The 16,768-nt window shown below is 70.8% G+C and carries 16 protein-coding genes; 10 read left to right on the forward strand and 6 right to left on the reverse strand.

Annotated elements, in window-relative coordinates; all coding sequences use genetic code 11:
• The first annotated feature begins 26 nt into the window (after window positions 1–26).
• The 4 genes from ACGFYP_RS22350 (at window position 27) to ACGFYP_RS22365 (ending at window position 4,853) form a co-directional block, all read left to right on the forward strand.
• Complete coding sequence (locus tag ACGFYP_RS22350) at window positions 27–2,099, forward strand: N-6 DNA methylase (protein WP_393496198.1); 2,073 nt, start codon at window positions 27–29, stop codon at window positions 2,097–2,099.
• A gap of 185 nt (window positions 2,100–2,284) precedes the next feature.
• Window positions 2,285–2,812, forward strand: coding sequence for a hypothetical protein (locus ACGFYP_RS22355; RefSeq protein ID WP_393496201.1), 528 nt, complete (start codon window positions 2,285–2,287; stop codon window positions 2,810–2,812).
• Window positions 2,809–4,323 carry a protein kinase gene (locus ACGFYP_RS22360; RefSeq protein WP_393496204.1) on the forward strand — a complete coding sequence of 505 codons (1,515 nt, stop codon included), beginning with the start codon at window positions 2,809–2,811 and terminating at the stop codon, window positions 4,321–4,323. Before ACGFYP_RS22355 ends, ACGFYP_RS22360 begins: the two co-directional genes overlap by 4 nt.
• A 122-nt stretch (window positions 4,324–4,445) precedes the next feature.
• Complete coding sequence (locus tag ACGFYP_RS22365; protein ID WP_393496207.1) at window positions 4,446–4,853, forward strand: hypothetical protein; 408 nt, start codon at window positions 4,446–4,448, stop codon at window positions 4,851–4,853.
• 618 nt (window positions 4,854–5,471) lie between these two features.
• Here ACGFYP_RS22365 and ACGFYP_RS22370 read toward each other — a convergent pair.
• From ACGFYP_RS22370 to ACGFYP_RS22380, 3 genes are read right to left on the reverse strand one after another with little or no spacing between them, the layout of a single operon-like run.
• A complete protein-coding gene (locus ACGFYP_RS22370; RefSeq protein ID WP_393496210.1) occupies window positions 5,472–6,065 on the reverse strand; it encodes a hypothetical protein in 594 nt (197 codons plus the stop codon).
• A gap of 48 nt (window positions 6,066–6,113) precedes the next feature.
• Complete coding sequence (locus tag ACGFYP_RS22375) at window positions 6,114–6,308, reverse strand: DUF397 domain-containing protein (protein WP_393496212.1); 195 nt, start codon at window positions 6,306–6,308, stop codon at window positions 6,114–6,116.
• Window positions 6,290–7,132, reverse strand: a complete 843-nt coding sequence (locus tag ACGFYP_RS22380) for a helix-turn-helix domain-containing protein (protein ID WP_393496215.1) — start codon at window positions 7,130–7,132, stop codon at window positions 6,290–6,292. Before ACGFYP_RS22380 ends, ACGFYP_RS22375 begins: the two co-directional genes overlap by 19 nt.
• Before the next feature lie 221 nt (window positions 7,133–7,353).
• On the opposite strand from ACGFYP_RS22380, the gene ACGFYP_RS22385 reads away from it, so the two are divergent.
• Entirely contained in the window at window positions 7,354–7,644 is a 291-nt protein-coding gene (locus ACGFYP_RS22385; protein WP_393496217.1) for a hypothetical protein, read from the forward strand.
• Here ACGFYP_RS22385 and ACGFYP_RS22390 read toward each other — a convergent pair.
• Window positions 7,634–8,098: a hypothetical protein gene (locus ACGFYP_RS22390; protein WP_393496220.1), complete on the reverse strand. Its 465-nt coding sequence runs from the start codon at window positions 8,096–8,098 to the stop codon at window positions 7,634–7,636. The two genes, ACGFYP_RS22385 and ACGFYP_RS22390, sit on opposite strands and share 11 nt — an antisense overlap.
• A gap of 92 nt (window positions 8,099–8,190) precedes the next feature.
• On the opposite strand from ACGFYP_RS22390, the gene ACGFYP_RS22395 reads away from it, so the two are divergent.
• The 5 genes from ACGFYP_RS22395 (at window position 8,191) to ACGFYP_RS22415 (ending at window position 12,855) form a co-directional block, all read left to right on the forward strand.
• The gene (locus tag ACGFYP_RS22395; RefSeq protein WP_393496513.1) at window positions 8,191–8,784 is read left to right on the forward strand and encodes a GNAT family N-acetyltransferase; all 594 of its coding nucleotides are present in this window, start codon (window positions 8,191–8,193) and stop codon (window positions 8,782–8,784) included.
• Between the two features lie 250 nt (window positions 8,785–9,034).
• Window positions 9,035–10,036 carry an isopenicillin N synthase family dioxygenase gene (locus ACGFYP_RS22400; RefSeq protein ID WP_393496223.1) on the forward strand — a complete coding sequence of 334 codons (1,002 nt, stop codon included), beginning with the start codon at window positions 9,035–9,037 and terminating at the stop codon, window positions 10,034–10,036.
• A gap of 53 nt (window positions 10,037–10,089) precedes the next feature.
• Window positions 10,090–10,830: an SDR family NAD(P)-dependent oxidoreductase gene (locus tag ACGFYP_RS22405; protein ID WP_393496225.1), complete on the forward strand. Its 741-nt coding sequence runs from the start codon at window positions 10,090–10,092 to the stop codon at window positions 10,828–10,830.
• A gap of 17 nt (window positions 10,831–10,847) precedes the next feature.
• Window positions 10,848–11,846, forward strand: coding sequence for a TauD/TfdA family dioxygenase (locus ACGFYP_RS22410; protein WP_393496227.1), 999 nt, complete (start codon window positions 10,848–10,850; stop codon window positions 11,844–11,846).
• Window positions 11,824–12,855, forward strand: a complete 1,032-nt coding sequence (locus tag ACGFYP_RS22415; protein WP_393496230.1) for a DMT family transporter — start codon at window positions 11,824–11,826, stop codon at window positions 12,853–12,855. The genes ACGFYP_RS22410 and ACGFYP_RS22415 overlap by 23 nt, the downstream gene beginning before the upstream one ends.
• 41 nt (window positions 12,856–12,896) lie before the next feature.
• Here the strand turns inward: ACGFYP_RS22415 and ACGFYP_RS22420 are convergent, their stop codons facing one another.
• Both ACGFYP_RS22420 and ACGFYP_RS22425 read right to left on the reverse strand, forming a co-directional pair.
• Window positions 12,897–14,093: an acyltransferase family protein gene (locus ACGFYP_RS22420; protein ID WP_393496233.1), complete on the reverse strand. Its 1,197-nt coding sequence runs from the start codon at window positions 14,091–14,093 to the stop codon at window positions 12,897–12,899.
• Between the two features lie 169 nt (window positions 14,094–14,262).
• Entirely contained in the window at window positions 14,263–16,689 is a 2,427-nt protein-coding gene (locus ACGFYP_RS22425; protein ID WP_393496236.1) for a YfhO family protein, read from the reverse strand.
• Window positions 16,690–16,768 lie beyond the last annotated feature (79 nt).

Here is a 16,768-nt window from a genome sequence, read left to right on the forward strand (position 1 = left end):
AGCGGGAAACGCAGAGGAGGCGCCAGGTGCCGGAGCACGCAGCAGAGGTGACCGCCGCCGGGATCGCCCGGCTCGCGGGGGTCGGACGGGCCGCCGTGAGCAACTGGCGGCGCCGGCACGCCGACTTCCCCCGGCCCGTGGGCGGCACGGAGGCCAGCCCCTCCTTCGCGCTCGCCGACGTCGAACGCTGGCTGCGCGCCCAGGGCAAGCTGGCCGAGGTCCCGCTGCGCGAGCGCGTCTGGCAGCAGGTGGCCGGCCATCCGGCAGGCGCCGTCGCCGCGCTCGCCCACGCGGGCTGCGTCCTGCTGCTCGTACGGGACCGGTCCAGCGCCTGGCCGAAGCTGGCCGCCGTCTCCGACGAGCGGCTCGCCGAGACCCTGCCGGTCGCCCTGGAGGAAGTCCTCACCGAACGCCTCGGCGTCGAGCGGTCCGTGCTGACCCCCACCGCGGCCGAACTGGCCTCCTCCGTAACCCTGTTGCGCGGAGCAGCCGACCTCGCCGCCGAGACCGGCGCACGCCAGGCCTTCGAGTTCCTGCTCGGCCGGCACCTCGACGCCAACCCGCGCCAGTACACGCTGACCCCGCCAGGACCCGCCGCCCTGATGGCCGCCCTCGCCGCCCCCGCCGCGGGACCCCGCCCCACCGTCCTCGACCCGGCCTCCGGCACCGGCACCCTGCTCCGCGCCGTCGAGCACCCCGGCGCCCTGCACGGCCAGGACACCGACCCCGACCTGGCCGCGCTCACCGCCCTGCGCCTCGCCCTCGCCTGCGACGCCGACATCCGCGTACGGACCGGCGACAGCCTCCGCGCCGACGCCTTCCCGCACCTCACGGCGGACACCGTGCTCTGCCACCCGCCGTTCAACGAGCGGAACTGGGGCCACGACGAACTGGCCTACGACCCGCGCTGGGAGTACGGCTTCCCGGCCCGTACGGAGTCCGAACTGGCCTGGGTCCAGCACGCCCTGGCCCGGCTCCGCCCCGGCGGCACCGCCGTCCTCCTCATGCCGCCCGCCGCCGCGTCCCGCCGCTCAGGACGCCGCATCCGCGCCGACCTCCTGCGCAGGGGCGCCCTGCGGGCCGTCGTCGCCCTGCCCGCCGGCGCGGCCCCGCCGTACGGCATCCCGCTCCACCTCTGGGTCCTCCGCAGGCCGGCCGCCGGCGTCACCCCCTCCCCGGCGCTGCTGCTCGTCGACACCACCGCCGACCACACCGGCGCGGCGGGCCGCGACAAGCTCGACTGGCAGGCCGTGCACACCGCCGTGCTCGACGCCTGGCTGCCCTTCGACAAGCACGGCACCGTCGCCGAGACCCCCGGCGCGAGCCGGGCCGTGCCCGTCATCGAACTCCTCGACGACGACGTCGACCTGGCGCCCGCCCGCCATCTGCCGCCCCCCGCAGCGGGCGGTGGCGCGGCCGAACTGCTCGCGGTCCGCGACCGGTTGGCCGAGACCCTCGGCCGCAGCGTCGCGCTCACCCCGCCGCCCGCCCTGCCCGCCGACACCGCCGCGGACCCGGCGGCGGCCGCCCGGCTCACCGGCGTCACCGTGGGCGAACTGGCCCGCACCGGCGCGCTCGAACTGCGCGCGGGCGGCACCGGCACCACGGCCTTCACCGGGGCCCCGCTCCGGGTCCTCACGGACAACGACGTCTTCGCCGCCCAGCCGCCCTCCGGGGCGCTGCCCGACGGCGCCCGCGAGGAGCCGGTCCTCCTCGCCCCCGGCGACGTCGTCGTCCCCGTCCTCGGAGGCGGCTCCCTCGCCCGGGTCGTCGACACCGTCACCGCGGGCGCCGCCCTCGGCCGCAACCTCCAGCTCCTGCGCCCCGACCCGGCCGCACTCGACCCCTGGTTCCTCGCGGGCTTCCTGCGCGGCACCGCCAACACCCGCCAGGCCAGCAGCTACGCCTCGACCGCCACCCGCCTCGACGTCCGCCGCCTCCAGCTCCCCCGCCTCCCGCTCTCCGAACAGCAGCGGTACGGCGAACGCTTCCGCGCCCTCGCCGAGTTCGAGGACGCCCTGCGCCTCGCGGCCCGCCTCGGCGAACAGCTGGTCCAGGGGCTCTACGACGGCCTCGCGGACGGCACGGTCGCGCCCTGAGGAGGCCTGGACCCGCCGTGACGTGATCAGTCAGGCAACGGTTCGGTACAACCCTGAGGACCTTGTCGGTGTCGGTGTATACGCTCGACTCCGCAACCGATCGAGCGCCACCTCAGTGCCCAGGAGCAGGAATGTACGGCCACGGCTATGTGCCTCCGCCATCACCGCGTGTCATTCCGACGTCGGTGATCGTGCTCCGCGTGCTGTTCGCGCTGTTGCCGCTGTTCAGCATCGGGTTCCTGACCTGGGGGACGATGATCCGGCTCGCCGTCGTCACCCGGCGCGCGCGTGACTGGGTGCTCTGCGGGGTCTCGGCCGCCGTCATGATCACCGGCCTGGTCATCCTGCCGGAGGACGTCGAGACGACGCAGGCGGACATCGCGATGAGCCTGATCCTCCTCAACGCCTTGGCGTTCACCGTCTACTTCCTGGTCGTCGACATCAAGCACGACAAGGTCCGCCTCGGTCTCGTGGTCCCGCCGCAGGCCGCTGCGTACAACCCGTACGGGGCGACGGTGCCGCGCCACCAGGCCGGCTACGTCCCCCCGGTGCAGGCCCAGCCGCAGCCTCAGCCGACCCCCCAGCCGCAGCCCCAGCCCGTGATCCCGCCGCAGCCGACCGTGCAGCCCGCACCCGCCAACCCCCGGATCGACCAGGTCCGCGCCGAGCTCGACGAGCTCAGCAACCTCCTCCGTAAGGACGAGGGGAAGTGAACGGACGCGTCATCGGCGGCCGGTACGAACTCTCCACGGTCATCGGCCAGGGCGGCATGGGCCAGGTCTGGACGGCGTACGACGGGCGGCTCGACCGCCGGGTCGCCGTCAAGCTGCTCCGCCCCGCCACCATGACGGGACCCGCGACCGCCGCCGAGGAGCTGCGGCGGCGCTTCGTGCGCGAGTGCCGGGTCACGGCCCAGGTCGACCACCCCGGCCTTGTCACCGTCCACGACGCCGGCAGTGACGGCGACGACCTGTACCTCGTGATGCAGTACGTCGACGGCGCGGACCTCGCCGACCATCTCGCCGAGCACGACCCGTACCCCTGGGAGTGGGCGGTCTCCGTCGCCGCCCAGCTGTGCGCCGTGCTCGCCGCCGTGCACGCGGTGCCGATCGTCCATCGCGACCTGAAGCCGCGCAACGTGATGGTGCGCTCCGACGGCACCGTCACCGTGCTCGACCTCGGTGTCGCCTCCGTCCTGGACACCGACACCACCCGCCTCACGCACACCGGTTCGCCGATCGGCAGCCCGGCGTACATGGCGCCCGAGCAGGCCATGGGCGGCGCGGTCGGCCCGTTCACGGACCTGTACGCGCTCGGTGTCCTGCTCCACGAACTCCTCAGCGGGAACGTCCCGTTCGCCGGGTCGACCGCGCTCGGCGTCCTGCACCGGCATCTGTACGAGCCGCCGCTGCCGGTCCGCCAGCTGCGCCCCGAGGTGCCGGAGGCCCTGGAGGCGCTCGTGCTCAGGCTGCTCTCCAAGGACCCGCAGCACCGCCCCTCCGGGGCGCACGAGGTGTACGAGGCCCTGCTGCCGATGCTCCCCGCGCGCGGGGCCCCGGCGGGGCCGCTCGACCCGACCCGCCCCTTCCTGCGACCGCACGCGCCCTGGCCCGACCGCGCGTCCGCCCCGCCCCCGCCCCCGCCGGTGGCCCCGCCGGTCGCCCGCCCGGACGTGGCCGCCACCGTGGACGAGGTCAAGCGGCTCCTCGGCGAGGGCTCCCTGACCAGGGCCGTGGACCTGCTCGGCTCGATCCTGCCCGCGGCCGCCGCCGAGCACGGCGAGCACTCGCCGGTCGTCCGCATCCTGCGCAAGCAGTACGCGACGACGCTGATGGACGACGGCCAGTACCGCCGCGCCCTGCCGGAGCTGCGCCGCCTCGCCGAGGACCGGGCGCACGAGGCGGGCCCCGCCGACCCGCAGACGCTGCAGTTCCGCTACGAGGCGGCGCAGTGCCTGGAGCAGCTGGGGGAGACGGCCGCCGCGCTCACGGAGTACCGGGCCCTGCTCCCGTTCCTCGAACACGGCGCGGACCAGGCCCGGTTCTTCGACATCCGCCGTCGGATCGGCAACCTGCTCCTGTCGATGGGCGACCACACGGCGGCCCACCAGCAGCTCCAGGCGCTGCTGTACGACACGGAGCGCGCGTACGGCCCGTACCACGCGCTTCCGACGGACCTGCGGCGCTCGCTGGCCCGTCAGCAGCAGATGGGCCGCTTCGCCTGACGGGGCGCCAGAATCACGAGTCCACAACTGGTTGGGGAACTGGATCTTCCGGGTCCGATTTGCCCCTTCCGTGAGATGTAGCCTGCGCGTCTGATCATGCACACGTCCCCAAGGAATCCTTCATGACGACGCAGGCGCCCGCCACTCCCGAGCAGCCCCTCGCGCCCGAGCCCACGCCCGCGCCCGTGCCCGCCGAGCCGGCGAAGAAGAAGCGCAGCATAGGCAAGACGATCCTCAGCATCGTCGTGGCCATCGCGGCCATCCTGTTCTGGAAGCTCGGCCTCCCGTACCTCACGGGCGACGCGCCCGTCTCCGCCAAGGTCGGCGAGTGCGTGACGGTGACCGGCCCGGAGAACGACCCCGAGGTCAGCACCAAGCCCTGCGGCGAGAAGGTGCCCGACCTCTACAAGGTCGTGAAGGTCATCGACGACACCTTCGATGTGGAGAAGTGCGGCGACGTGAGCGAGGTCGCGCTCGCGCAGCAGCTGGAGTCGTACAAGTTCGTCCTCTGCCTGAACCCCGTCAAGTAACGGACGCGGCAGACGCACGACGTACACGGAGGGGCCGGACCCGGACGGGTCCGGCCCCTCCGTGCGCGTCAGCCGTCGGTGGTCGCGAGCTTGGCGGCGAACCCGAGGAACAGCGCCCCGGCGCCGTTGCTCAGCCCGGCGGACAGTCGCCTGCGGCGGCGGAACATAGTTCGGCCCCCGGCCGGGACTCGCAATCCCGATCCCGCAGCCACAGCCACAGCCACAGCCACCGCCGGCCCGCCTGCCCGAGGGCCCCGCCGCGGACCTCCTCCTCGGGCTGCGCGCCCACGAACCCCGTCTGCTGCTGTCCGTACGAGACATCCAGCGTCTGGCCCCCGGTGTCGACGCCTGGTTCGCCAGGGGTGCCCACCCGGACGCCGTCCGCCGCACACTCACGGCGTGCCTCCCGGACGACCTGAAACACCCGGCAGGCCTCCTGTCGCACCGCCTGACCACCCTGCTCCCACCGCCGCTTCCGGCGAAGCCCCCGGCCCCTGACCCCCTGCAGACCTGCGAGGACTGCGACCGCGCCTTCCGCGCCCCGGAACCGGGCCGCTGCCGCGACTGCGGACCCTCGGCGGAGAAGCTCGCAGCGTGATCCGAGCTGCCCGACGGGCCTCAGAACATGGGTGAGTCCAGCAGCGGCTCCAGCCGCACCTCGGTCACGCTCACGCCCTCAGGGGCGCCGAACGCCTCGACCATCACACCGCTGCCGATGTCGGTGACCTGCAGAGCCAAGTGCTCGGCCCCCACCCGCAGGTCGAGCCGCGCCACGGGCTCGCCCGCGAAGTCCGGCATGCGGTGGATCCGCGCCGCCGGGTAGTTCAGGCCCGTCAGCTTGGTGCGCAGCGCCTCGTACGAGGCCGTGTCCGTCCCCGAGAACGCCTTGATGATGCGCAGTTGGTGCCTCTGGGCTGCGCACTCCTCGGTCGAGGTCAGCGCCACCGGGTCGACCAGGACGGGCATGGTGGAGTCGGGGGTCGGCTCCGCCGCCACGGCGTCGAGGCCGCCGGAGACGTCGGGCTGGCAGCTCTGCGAGATGAGGTCCTGCATCTCCAGGAACCGCGCCTCCGCGCCGCCGTCGCTCGTCGCGGCGGTGTTGACCGTGGACGCCTGATGGGCGGCGGCGCTCTGCGCACCGAGGCCGGTCAGGAGGACGACGCCGCCGAGCGTGGCGGCCAGCAGGGACTTCGTGAAGGGATTCGATCGCATGCCCGTACTCTGCAGGCCGCTGACAGCCGCCCACATGAGTACCCGCACTCAACCCGCCCTGAGCCCGTCGACGAAGACCGCCCAGGCGTGCGCGGCGAAGAGGAGGGCGGGGCCGGTGGGGTTCTTGCTGTCGCGGACGGGGACGAGGGGGAGGGCGTCGGCGACCTCCAGGCAGGCGCCGGCGTCACCGCTGCTGTACGAGCTCTTGCGCCACGTGAAGGTGCTCAGATCGACGATTCGCACTGCGCTTCCTCCAACACGTTCATGATGAACTTCCTTGAATCTGGCGGGGAAAGGGCCAGATCGCGAGCTCGATCGTAGCGGAGCTGCAAGAGGTCCACGTCGGTCGTACCTTCGATCAGGCTGCCCGAGAAGTTGGTCTCCAGCCAGGCCACGACGCGGCCATCCGTAAGCCTCAGGAACGTCACATCGGTGAGGTTCAGCGCGTACAGCCCAGCGGAGTGCGGCAGCACCTGGATGGTGACGTTCCGGCGGTCGCCCATGGTGAGCAGATGCTGCAGTTGTTCCTGCCATTGCGCCGGATCCAGCAGCGGCCTGCGCAGCACGGCCTCCGGCAGGATCGTACGGAAGCCAAGGGCGTCGGCTCCTGTCAGTCGCTCCTGGCGCCCCAGGCGTGCCTCGACATGGCGTGTCAGATCGTCGCGCTCAAGAAGGCCTGTCTCCATCAGCGTGTGTGCGTAGGCCCTGGTCTGGAGCAGGCCAGGGATCACGCCGGCCACGTGGTTCCAGGCACTGACCGCCTCTGCCTCCAAGGTGAAGTACTTGCGGTACTTCACCTTGAACTGCGTCTGATCCCCCACCGCCAGCTCCCACAACGCCAACAACAGCCCCGGCGTCCCGTAATGCGTGTCCAACGCATCGACCACCTCCGGGCCGCCGAGGGTCTCGCCCTTCTCCATCTTGGAGAACAGGGACCAGTCCCAGCCGACCACCTCGCCCAGCCGCCGCAGGCTGTCGCCGCGCTCGATCCGAAGCTTGCGCAGCTCCTCCGCGAACCGCTTGCGCGGTTCCTGGCTGCGGCCTGTAACCACCCGTCTCGCCGGCATCACGCGCTCCCTTGTGGAAGATGTGGAACTACCCGCGCGACGTGGGGAAGTACCGCCCTGCAGCGCTCATCGTTCCTCGGTCCGGGGTCCATTCTCGTAGTGCCCGGATCGCAGAGGGTAATTCACGAGGAAGGCGGGAAACCATGGAGTGCGGAGCTTTCGTGTACGACCAAGTCGCATGCGTGGTAGGGGAGTTTCGCGGAAACATCGGCCCGTACGTCATGCTCCGCCCCGTCGGCGGCGGCCGGGAGTGGCAGGCCGATCCGGACGCCCTCCGGCCGGCGACCCCGGAGGAACGGCTGAGTGCGGGCGTCAGGGCGGTCAACGCCCGTACCCGTACGCGAACCGTCGACCTGGCCCGCCCGCCCGCGCCCGTACCCGACTGCGAGGTCTGCGCGCGGCTGGCCGAGCGACGTCGTGACGCTCGCGCCCGCTACGACGGCAGCGCCGAGACGGACGCGAACGTCCTCCTCCGCCGACACCTCTGGCAGGACCACGACGTCACCACCTGAACAGCACTCCGCGCCAGGTCCATCCCGCGCCGAGGACGGCCGACAGCAGGGGGTTCCGCATGTCCCGGGAGTCGAAGCGGAACGTCTCCACCTTTCGGCGGCGGCCGTCGGGTCCCTGTTCGTAGCTCCACTTGCGGGCGACCTGGGTGCTCCGGCCGCGGCCGTACTGCTTGCCGGAGTCGGCCGTCGAGGCCTCCCAGCGTTCGTCGAGCGTGCGTACCTCGCGGGTCTCCGGGACGAGTCGCATCCGGGTCTTGAGGGTCATCCGCAGTTCCGGGACCCGCCACTCCGCCACCAGGTCGGCCTTCTCCGCGGGGAGGCCGTTGCGGACACGGAACGGCACGTCCGGGCCGTCGACCGCGAGCAGCGCGGCCCGCACCTCCGCCGCCGACAGCGGCACGACACCACTGTCCGGGTACGCGGTGCCCACGACCTTGTCCCACAGGCGTCCCATCGCCCAGCCCCCGTCCTGGTCTCCCGGTGTCCCGGTGTCCTGGACAGATGTTCCCACCCTCCCTGCCAGGGGTCATGCTTGGCTCCGTGACCATGATCGAGGCCGACATCATCCGTACGCCCCGGCTCACCCTCCACCCCCTCGCCGTCGAGCACGCCGAGGAGATGGCGGGGGTGCTCGCCGAGCCGTCGCTGTACGTCTTCATCGGGGGCGAGCCGCCCACCGTGGCGGCGCTGCGCGCCCGTTACGAGCGGCAGACGGCCGGCTCGTCCGAGCCCGGGGTCTCCTGGTGCAACTGGGTCGTACGGGAGCGGGAAGAGGGCCGTCTCGTCGGCACCGTCCAGGCGACCCTCCAGGCGACCGTTCACGCGACCCTCCAGGCCGGCGTTCACGCGACCCTCCAAGGCGACAGGAGCGCCGAGGTCGCCTGGGTCGTGGGGACGCCGTGGCAGGGGCGGGGGTTCGCCCGGGAGGCCGTGCGGGAGCTGGTCGACTGGCTCACGACGCACGCGCGCGTGGACACCGTCCTCGCCCACGTCCACCCCGACCACGCGGCGTCCGCCGCCGTCGCCGGCTCCGTCGGGCTCACGCCCACCGACGTGTGGCAGGACGGCGAGGTCCGCTGGCGCCTCGATGTGAGCCCGTCAAGAACGCGAAGCGGTCATTCGGGCCGTCCGGTGGCGTAACCCGGCGGTAATCAAACGGCCGGGGGTGTGTGATGGCGGTCACATTCGGGGGGATTAGTTATGGCCAGAGTGGCCAGTTCCTGAATGTCGACAGTGGCGGATAGGCGAACAAAGCGGGCTTCGTTGTTCGCCGCTCAATCACTACGTTGTGTACGGCGATAAGTGGAAGATTGACGTTCCTTTCCGGGCTCCACCAAACTCTGTGTCGGCAAGATCTGTCCGAAAGCATGGAGCTCGGGGGAGCCCATACATGGCGATTCACTCCATTCCGGTGATCAGCTACGACCAGATACTTTCCGGCGACGTGACACCCGCACACATCGTCGAAACCCTGGCTGGCACCGGCTTCTTCTATCTCTCCGACCTTGACCAGGTCATATCTCCGCTGCTCTTCAAGTCGTTGCAGGACGTCTCGAAGAGCTTCTTCGACTCCTCCACCGAGTCGAAGATGGAGTTCTACATCGGCGATTCCGACAATCACCGCGGCTACGTCCCCGTCACCGAACAGGGCGCGTACGGCGACGAATCCATACGGACCTACGAGGCCTTCGACATCGGTTACGAGGCCGACCCGCTGCCGCCGAGCCGCAGCCGCGGGTACGAACTCGTGGGGCCGAACCGGTACCCCGCCCACGTCGACGGCATGGCCAAGACCTCGGAGGCGTACTACGAGGCCAACTTCGCCATCAGCCGCACCATCCTGCAACTCATCGCGCAGGGCGTCGGGGAGGACAAGAACCACTTCGACCCGTGGATCACCCGCCCCGCCTCGCAGCTGCGCCTGATCCACTACGTCCCCAACGACGTGCTGGTGAACAGCGGCGACACCTCCATGGGCGCGCACACCGACTACGAGCTCTTCACGCTCATCCACCAGACCTCGCCCGGTCTGCTGGCGTACGACCGCGCCTCGAAGACCTGGCGCAGCATGCCCGTCTTCAAGAACACCCTGCTCGTCCTGGGCGGCGACATGCTCCAGTTCATCACCGGCGGGAAGGTGGGGTCGCTCCTGCACCGGGTCGTCACGACCGGCGAGGAGCGCTACAGCTTCCCGTTCTTCATGAATCTCGACTTCGAGACCGAACTGAGCGTCCTGCCGCAATTCGGGGAGAGCGACGAGCGGATCGTCGTCGGGCACCACCTCCTCGGTCAGCTCTACCGCGACTTCCCGTACATCAAGGAGCGCGTCGACTCCGGAAAGTGGCCCGTGGATTTCGATATTCCGGACCGCAACGTCTTCGAGCAGCTGTGATCCGCTCCGACACCCGGCCCGACACCCGGCCCGACACCCAGGGGAGTTTCTTCATGCAGGGCATCAGAGGGAAAAGCGTGCTGGTCACCGGCGGTGCGAGCGGAATCGGCCAGGCCACCGTCCGGAGGTTCGTCGAAGAGGGCGCACGCGTCGCGATCTTCGACCGTGACAAGCGCGCGATCGACGAAACGGTGGCGGCCATTCCGGAGATCGCCGCGGCGATCACCGTGGACGTCTCGGACGACGTCGCCGTGGCGGAGGCGTTCCAGGAACTGGAGAAGACCTTCCCGCGCCTCGACGTACTGATCAACAACGCCGGAGTCAGCGTCCGCCACGAGAGCTTCCGTTCCATCACGCCCGCGCAGTGGCGCGCCGTGATCGACACCAACCTCAACGGGGTCTTCTACGTCGCGAGCGAGGCCGTCCGGCGCATGGACGAGGGCGTGATCGTCAACATGTCCTCGATCAACGGCCTCGCCGCGTTCCCGCACTACGCGGACTACAACGCCTCCAAGGCCGGCATCCTCGCGCTCTCGCGCACGATGGCCGTCGAACTCGCCCCCAAGATCCGGGTGTTGGCGCTCGCCCCCGGGGCCGTGCTCACGCCGATGCAGCGGGCGGAGTACACCGACGAGATGCTCGACGAGGTCAACGCCAACATCCCGCTGGGCCGCCACGCCGACCCCTCCGAGATCGGTGGCTTCCTCGTCTACCTGGCCTCCGACGAAGCACGTTTCATGACCGGTCAGCACTACATCGTCGACGGCGGCGAGACTGCGAGGGCAGCGCTGTGACCCGTACCCACATACCCATGCCGACCGTCGACATCGCCTCCTGGTCGGAGGCGATCCGGCGCCACGCCGTCCGCAGCAACCCCTACCGGGAGTTCGAGCGCACGGCCGCGCACGCCGAGGAGGCGCTCGCCACCCTGGAGCACGACGACGTCCGCGCCCTGCTCGACTTCAAGCGCAAGGGCGGCCCCGGCGGACGTCTGCTCATCCGCAACGGCGCGCTCGACCCCGACCTGATGCCCACCACGGAGTCCACGGAGGACATCGAGAACGGGAAGGGCACGTACTACAGCGAGTTCACGCTGATCATGCTCGGCAAGCTGCTCGGCGAGCCCTTCAGCTACAGCCAGGAGCGCAACGGCGCGATCATCCACAACGTGCGTCCGGCCAAGCGCAACGAGTCCAACATCTCCTCGGACAGCTCGGCCGTCATCCTCGACCTGCACAACGAGAACATCTACCACCCGGTCCAGCCCGACTACCTGATGCTGAGCGGGCTGCGGCGCGACCCGGCCGGGGTCGCCAAGACGCTCGTGATCGGGGCGGACGAGATCCTGCCCCTGCTGAGCGCGGAGGACATCGTCACGCTCTCCGAGTTCCAGTTCCGGACGAGCGTCGACTACAACTTCGGCAACAGTGACGCCGAGCGCGGCAACGGACCCGCGATCCGCGTGCTGTTCGGCGACCCCGCCTCGCCGATGATCGCGTACGACGACGAGTACATCGCCGGCACGAACCCCCGCGCCCAGGCCGCCCTCGACCGACTGCGGGTGATCCTGCACGAGAACATGTACGCCGTCGACCTCGGTCCCGGCGAGACCCTGTTGCTCGACAATCTCAAAACCGTCCACGGCAGAACCGCGTTCAAGGCACGCTACGACGGGACCGACCGCTGGCTGCAGCGACTGTTGGTCTCGCGCGACCTGCGCCGTGCCGAGATGCTGCTCGGTGACACGCAGCGGACCGTGACGTGGAACTACGAGCCGGGGAAGTTCTATGGATACGTCGACTACCGATGAGCGTGCCGCTCCTTCGGACGACAGCAAGGCCGAGAAGACACGCGACCGCGTCGCTCTGCTGGCGATCTTCGCGATCCCGCTGATCTGGGGCATCGGCTTCCCGCTGACGCACAACGCCGTGGCCGTGGTGGACCCCGGTCTGTACGCGTTCGCACGTTCCCTGGTGGCGACGCTGGCGCTGCTGCCCTTCGCCCTCCCGGTCGCGCTGCGCGCCAGCCGCAAGGCGCTGCTCGGCGGGCTCGTGCTGGGCCTGTTCAGCGCGCTCAACATCGTCAGCCAGAGCTACGCGCTGCACTACCTCTCGTCGGCCAGTACGGCGTTCTGCGTGACGATGTGCATCGTCTTCATCCCGTTCGTCTCGGCCGCGCTCGGCCAGGGGTGGCCGTCGAAGGTGGACCTCGCCTCGGTGGTGGTCGGTGTCGTGGGCGCCTTCATCGTGCTCGGGCCCGACCTCGACGACCTCTCCGTCGGCTATCTGTGGGGCGGTCTCGCCGCCTTCGCCATCGCGATGACCATCTCGATCATCGGAAAGCTGACGTCCGAGCCGGAGTCCGGGCAGGTCGACCGGCTGGCCCTGGGCTTCTTCCAGGTGCTGTTCGGGACGCTCGCCCTGCTGTACTTCCCGTTCCAGCGGGACCTCGCGCCCCTGGCCGAGACCAAGGTGTGGATCGCGATCGTCTTCATGGGGGTCATGTCGACCGCTCTGGCGATCTACCTCCAGACCCGGTACCAGCGGCGGGTCGGCAGTGCGCGCACCTCGGTGATCTTCAACCTCGACCTCGTGTTCGCCAGCCTGTTCGGGCTCGTCAACCGCGAGTCGCTGAGCCTGTCGCAGATCTTCGGCGGCGCGGTCATCTTCCTCGCGTCGATGCTCGAAAGCCTGCGGGACATGTGGACGAAGTCGAGGACGAAGGCGGGCGGGGGCACTCCAGGGAAGGCGGACGGGGGCACGCCCGGGAAGGCGGACGGGAGCATCCCCGCCCAGTCGGCACCGGAGCAGGTTCCTTAGCCGTCACCAGGTGCCTTGGCCGGCACCGGATTCCGTAGCCGTCACGTGGTCCGGTCGAGCCGGCGTTTCAGCCCGACCGGACCCACGCTCGCCGTCAGGGGGGCCGACCGCGCACGCGCGGGACGCTCGGTCGGAGCCGGTGTGTGGAGGCGGATCTCCTGGACCCCGCGCCTCATCCCCGAGCGCAGGCGCTTCGACAGCGGGCGTTCCACGAAGACGTGGATCAGCCAGGCCAGGACCACCATGGCGGCCGTCACGGACACGACGAGGGGGAGGGGCGCGACACGGTCGCGGAAGTGGTGGATCAGCGTGATGCCGATCGCCATGTGGATCACGTAGAGCGGATACGTGATCGCCCCCGCCGTCTTCAGCCAGCGCCACCGGACGCGGTCGAGGCGGCCGAGCGCCACGGCCGCGATCGCGAGGAAGCCGAGCGCGATGACCAGACGCGCGGGCCAGGTCGGCAGCTGACCCGCCAGGTGCGGGCCGAGGTTCGTGTCCATGCGCTCGGGAACGTAGTGCTGGGCCAGCAGGAACTGCACTCCGACCAATCCCCACAGCAGCATGGTGGGGCGGAATCGGCGCATCAGATAGAACGCGATTCCCGCGATGAAATACGGCGCGTACTGCGGCATCGCGAAGAAATGGAGCAGCTGGAAGTCGGTGGTCGGTGCGGCAACCGCGGCCAGCGTCCAGATTCCGCAGAAGAGAACGCAATGGCGATACGTGACACCGCGGAGTACGACGAGCGCGAAGAGTGCGTAGAACTTGAGTTCCACGAACAGCGTCCAGTACGAGTGATCCACATTCCCGACGCCAAGGCCGCCCTGCATCATGGTCAGATTGACCAGGACGTCGCTCCACCGCTCAAGGTGGCGCAGCTCCTGCACCTCGGGCAGGAACCACAGGGTGAGCGCGCTGAGCGCGATGCCCGCCCAGTAGGCGGGGAAGAGCCGGGACACCCGGGACACGGCGAAGTCACCGACCGGGCGTCCCCAGACGCTCATGCAGATGACGAAGCCGCTGACGATGAAGAAGATCTCCACGCCGAGCCAGCCGTACACCGCGAAGGGACGCAGTGCGGGAAACAGGTCGGAGGCGTTTCTGTCCCATGCGGAATTGAGGCCGATGTAGTGGTAGAAGACCACGATCAGGGCTGCTGTGATCCGGATTCCGTCCAGGGCGAAGAGACGGTTCGCCGGCTCTCCGCCGCTTTTGGCCCCAGTGGTGCCGGGCATTGATGCGGCCTTCCCGGTGAATGAGTTGGTCCGGCAAGACCGTACAGGCGGCGAACAGGGAGTTCACAGCCTGACTGTCGTGGCCCTTGTCACTCGGGAATGGAGGTTTCCCCGGCTCGATTCCGCGCAGAAGACGGGGTTGCCGTCATGCCGTCACCCCGTCTTGCGGTCACGCCGTCCGCGCGAGCTCCGACCTGGCCGGGGCCTCCGGCGTGACCGCCGCCGGGCGCCGCCGCCTCCGCTGCCCCGCCCACAGCAGCCACCCCGCGAGCAGCGCCGCCGCGAGCGCGCCCGCGCCCAGGCCCGCCCGCAGGCCCGGTGTGCGGAAGTCGCAGGTGATCGACGTGCGGTCGCCGTCCACGCGGGTCGCCACCAGGCCGCCGTACGCGTCCGCCGGGCGGCCCTCGCACGTCCAGCCCGCGATCCTCGGGGCCGCGACGACGACCGTGCCCCGCGCCCCCGGGCGGAGCTCCGCGCGGATGCCGCTGTCCGTGACGTCGACCGACACCGGGGCCGAGGCCTTCAACTCCGCGACGGCCGCCGCGAGTCGGGAGCTGTCCAGGCAGCCGACCTCGTGCTTCTTGCCGCGCCGGCCCTTCAGGGCCACCACATCACCTGCCCGCTCCTGGACGCCCATGGACGTCAGCGCCGCCCGGCGCTTGGGCAGCTCGCCGGTCATCTTGACCTTCTTGCCGCCCGTGCCGAGCCGGGCCGTCCCCCGGAAGTCGGGGGCCCAGAGGAAGACCTCGCTCCCGATCGGGCAGGCCGTGCCCCGCGCCGGGAGCGTGTACACCGACGCGCCGAGCAGCAGCTCCTGGTTGCGGAACGGAGAGGCTCCGTACCGGGGCGCGGCCGCACCCTCCGGACGTACCGTCACCAGCGGCAGCACCGCGTCCGGGTCCGTACGCACCAGACGGTCGCCCCGCCACCGCGCGCCGACACCGAACAGGGCGTCCGTCACCGGGTTGTCCAGGCTCTGCAGATTGCGCCCGCGCGAGGTCCAGCCGCCGCCGAGCGCGGCCAGCGTCTTCGTCAGCACCGCGGGGGTGTGGCTGCTGTAGTACGCGGCGCCCTGGCCGCCGAAGAGCATCGGCTCGTTGCCGGTGATCTGCTCGCGCCCCGAGTCGGTGCGGTACGCGGGCCAGCCGTCGGCCTCGCCGAGCGCCTGCGTCCGTCGCCCCTGCTCCGCGCCCCAGGCCGGATAGTCGTCGAGCCTGCCGAGCCGCTCGCGGTCCGCGTACGCGGTGGTCGCGGCGGCCTGCCCGACGAGCGCCCCCGCCAGGAGCACGGCCGCCACCACCGGGAGCTTCCCGCGCCGGGCCAGCCACACCCCGCCGCAGGCCGCCGCGAGACCGAGGGCGAACAGCGGGTACGACCAGCCGGTCACCTCCTCGCTCGCCACCGCCCCCACGCCGACCGCCGCCACCACGCCGACGCCGCCGAGCTGCGCCCGCCGCCCCGGCCAGCCGTACGAGACGACGGTCCAGGCGGCGAGGACCAGCACTCCGCACAGGACGAACGTCTGCCGGTACGGGCTGCCGTTGGGAGTGGCGAACACATGCCAGACGAGGTGCGTCGGCTGCCACTGGAGCGACAGCGCGACCGCGACCGCGAACCCGGCCCACAGCACCCGCTCCCTGCGCGGCACCCTCCCGTGGAAGAGCAGCGCCCCGGCGAGCAGCAGCGTCCCCGTCCCGACGAACGCGGCGGGGGTCGAGAAGCTGTACGTCACCGGCATCAGCCGGGCGAGGAAGTCCGTTCCGCTCGCCGCCTCGAACTCGTTCGTCCAGCCCGGGTACGCGTGCGTGGAGCCGAGGAAGACCGGTACCAGGATCGGCGCGGCGAGCCCGATCCCCAGCAGCACGGTCGCCACCGCGCGGACGACCACCCGGAGCCGCAGCTCGTGGACGACCGCGAGCCGGACCAGGAGCACCAGGGCGGCGCCGATCGTCGCCATGTACGCGGTGTAGAAGTTGCCGACCCAGCAGACCGCGACGACCAGCGGACCGATCAGCGGCCGGCGGCCCCGGCGGACCCACTCGCCGACGAGGCACAGCAGCGGGAAGGCGATCAGTCCGTCGAGCCACATCGGGTTGTACGTGGCCTCGATGACCGACCAGCCGCACAGCGCGTACGAGGCGCCGAGCACCGCCGCCGCCCACCACACGCCGGGCCGCAGCCGCAGCAGCGCCACGGTCATGGCGGCCGCGGCGGCGGCCATCTTCAGGATCGTGACCGTGTAGACCGCGTACTCGATGTCCTCGCGCGGGAAGAGCGCGACGAGGAGCGCGAGCGGGCTGCCCAGGTACGTCCCGAGGTCGGGAAGGAAGCTGCTGCCCCAACCGGACTGCCAGTTGAGCAGCAGCCCGCCGTCCGTACGTCCGTGCACCAGGTCCCACAGATGGGCGTGGTACGGGATGAACTGGTTGGACAGGTCGTTGACGCCCCGGCGTTCGGGCCCGAAGGGGAAGGTGCGGGCGACCGCGTCCCCGACGCAGACCGCGAGCGCGGTGAGGAAGGCGGCGAGCGAGGCGGCGAGCGGGGCGGCGGGGCCGGTAAAGCGGCTCACGGCGGCCGATGTCGTCTGAGCAGGCATGATGGTGTGAATATGCCAGTACGGAACACGAAAAGGTGATCCAGCGGGGCCAGTTCACGCAATGGTCGCCTTGTCGTCA

This window comes from Streptomyces sp. NPDC048370 (assembly GCF_043200825.1).
GTDB lineage: Bacteria > Actinomycetota > Actinomycetes > Streptomycetales > Streptomycetaceae > Streptomyces.

Coding starts and splice junctions, on each gene's coding strand:
- ACGFYP_RS22395 (WP_393496513.1), top strand. CDS start 8,191: ATGATCGAGGCCGACATCATCCGTACGCCCCGGCTCACCCTCCACCCC.
- ACGFYP_RS22410 (WP_393496227.1), top strand. CDS start 10,848: ATGCCGACCGTCGACATCGCCTCCTGGTCGGAGGCGATCCGGCGCCAC.
- ACGFYP_RS22385 (WP_393496217.1), top strand. CDS start 7,354: ATGCTCCGCCCCGTCGGCGGCGGCCGGGAGTGGCAGGCCGATCCGGAC.
- ACGFYP_RS22365 (WP_393496207.1), top strand. CDS start 4,446: ATGACGACGCAGGCGCCCGCCACTCCCGAGCAGCCCCTCGCGCCCGAG.
- ACGFYP_RS22370 (WP_393496210.1), bottom strand. CDS start 6,065: ATGCGATCGAATCCCTTCACGAAGTCCCTGCTGGCCGCCACGCTCGGC.
- ACGFYP_RS22400 (WP_393496223.1), top strand. CDS start 9,035: ATGGCGATTCACTCCATTCCGGTGATCAGCTACGACCAGATACTTTCC.
- ACGFYP_RS22415 (WP_393496230.1), top strand. CDS start 11,824: ATGGATACGTCGACTACCGATGAGCGTGCCGCTCCTTCGGACGACAGC.
- ACGFYP_RS22405 (WP_393496225.1), top strand. CDS start 10,090: ATGCAGGGCATCAGAGGGAAAAGCGTGCTGGTCACCGGCGGTGCGAGC.
- ACGFYP_RS22380 (WP_393496215.1), bottom strand. CDS start 7,132: ATGCCGGCGAGACGGGTGGTTACAGGCCGCAGCCAGGAACCGCGCAAG.
- ACGFYP_RS22390 (WP_393496220.1), bottom strand. CDS start 8,098: ATGGGACGCCTGTGGGACAAGGTCGTGGGCACCGCGTACCCGGACAGT.
- ACGFYP_RS22420 (WP_393496233.1), bottom strand. CDS start 14,093: ATGCCCGGCACCACTGGGGCCAAAAGCGGCGGAGAGCCGGCGAACCGT.
- ACGFYP_RS22425 (WP_393496236.1), bottom strand. CDS start 16,689: ATGCCTGCTCAGACGACATCGGCCGCCGTGAGCCGCTTTACCGGCCCC.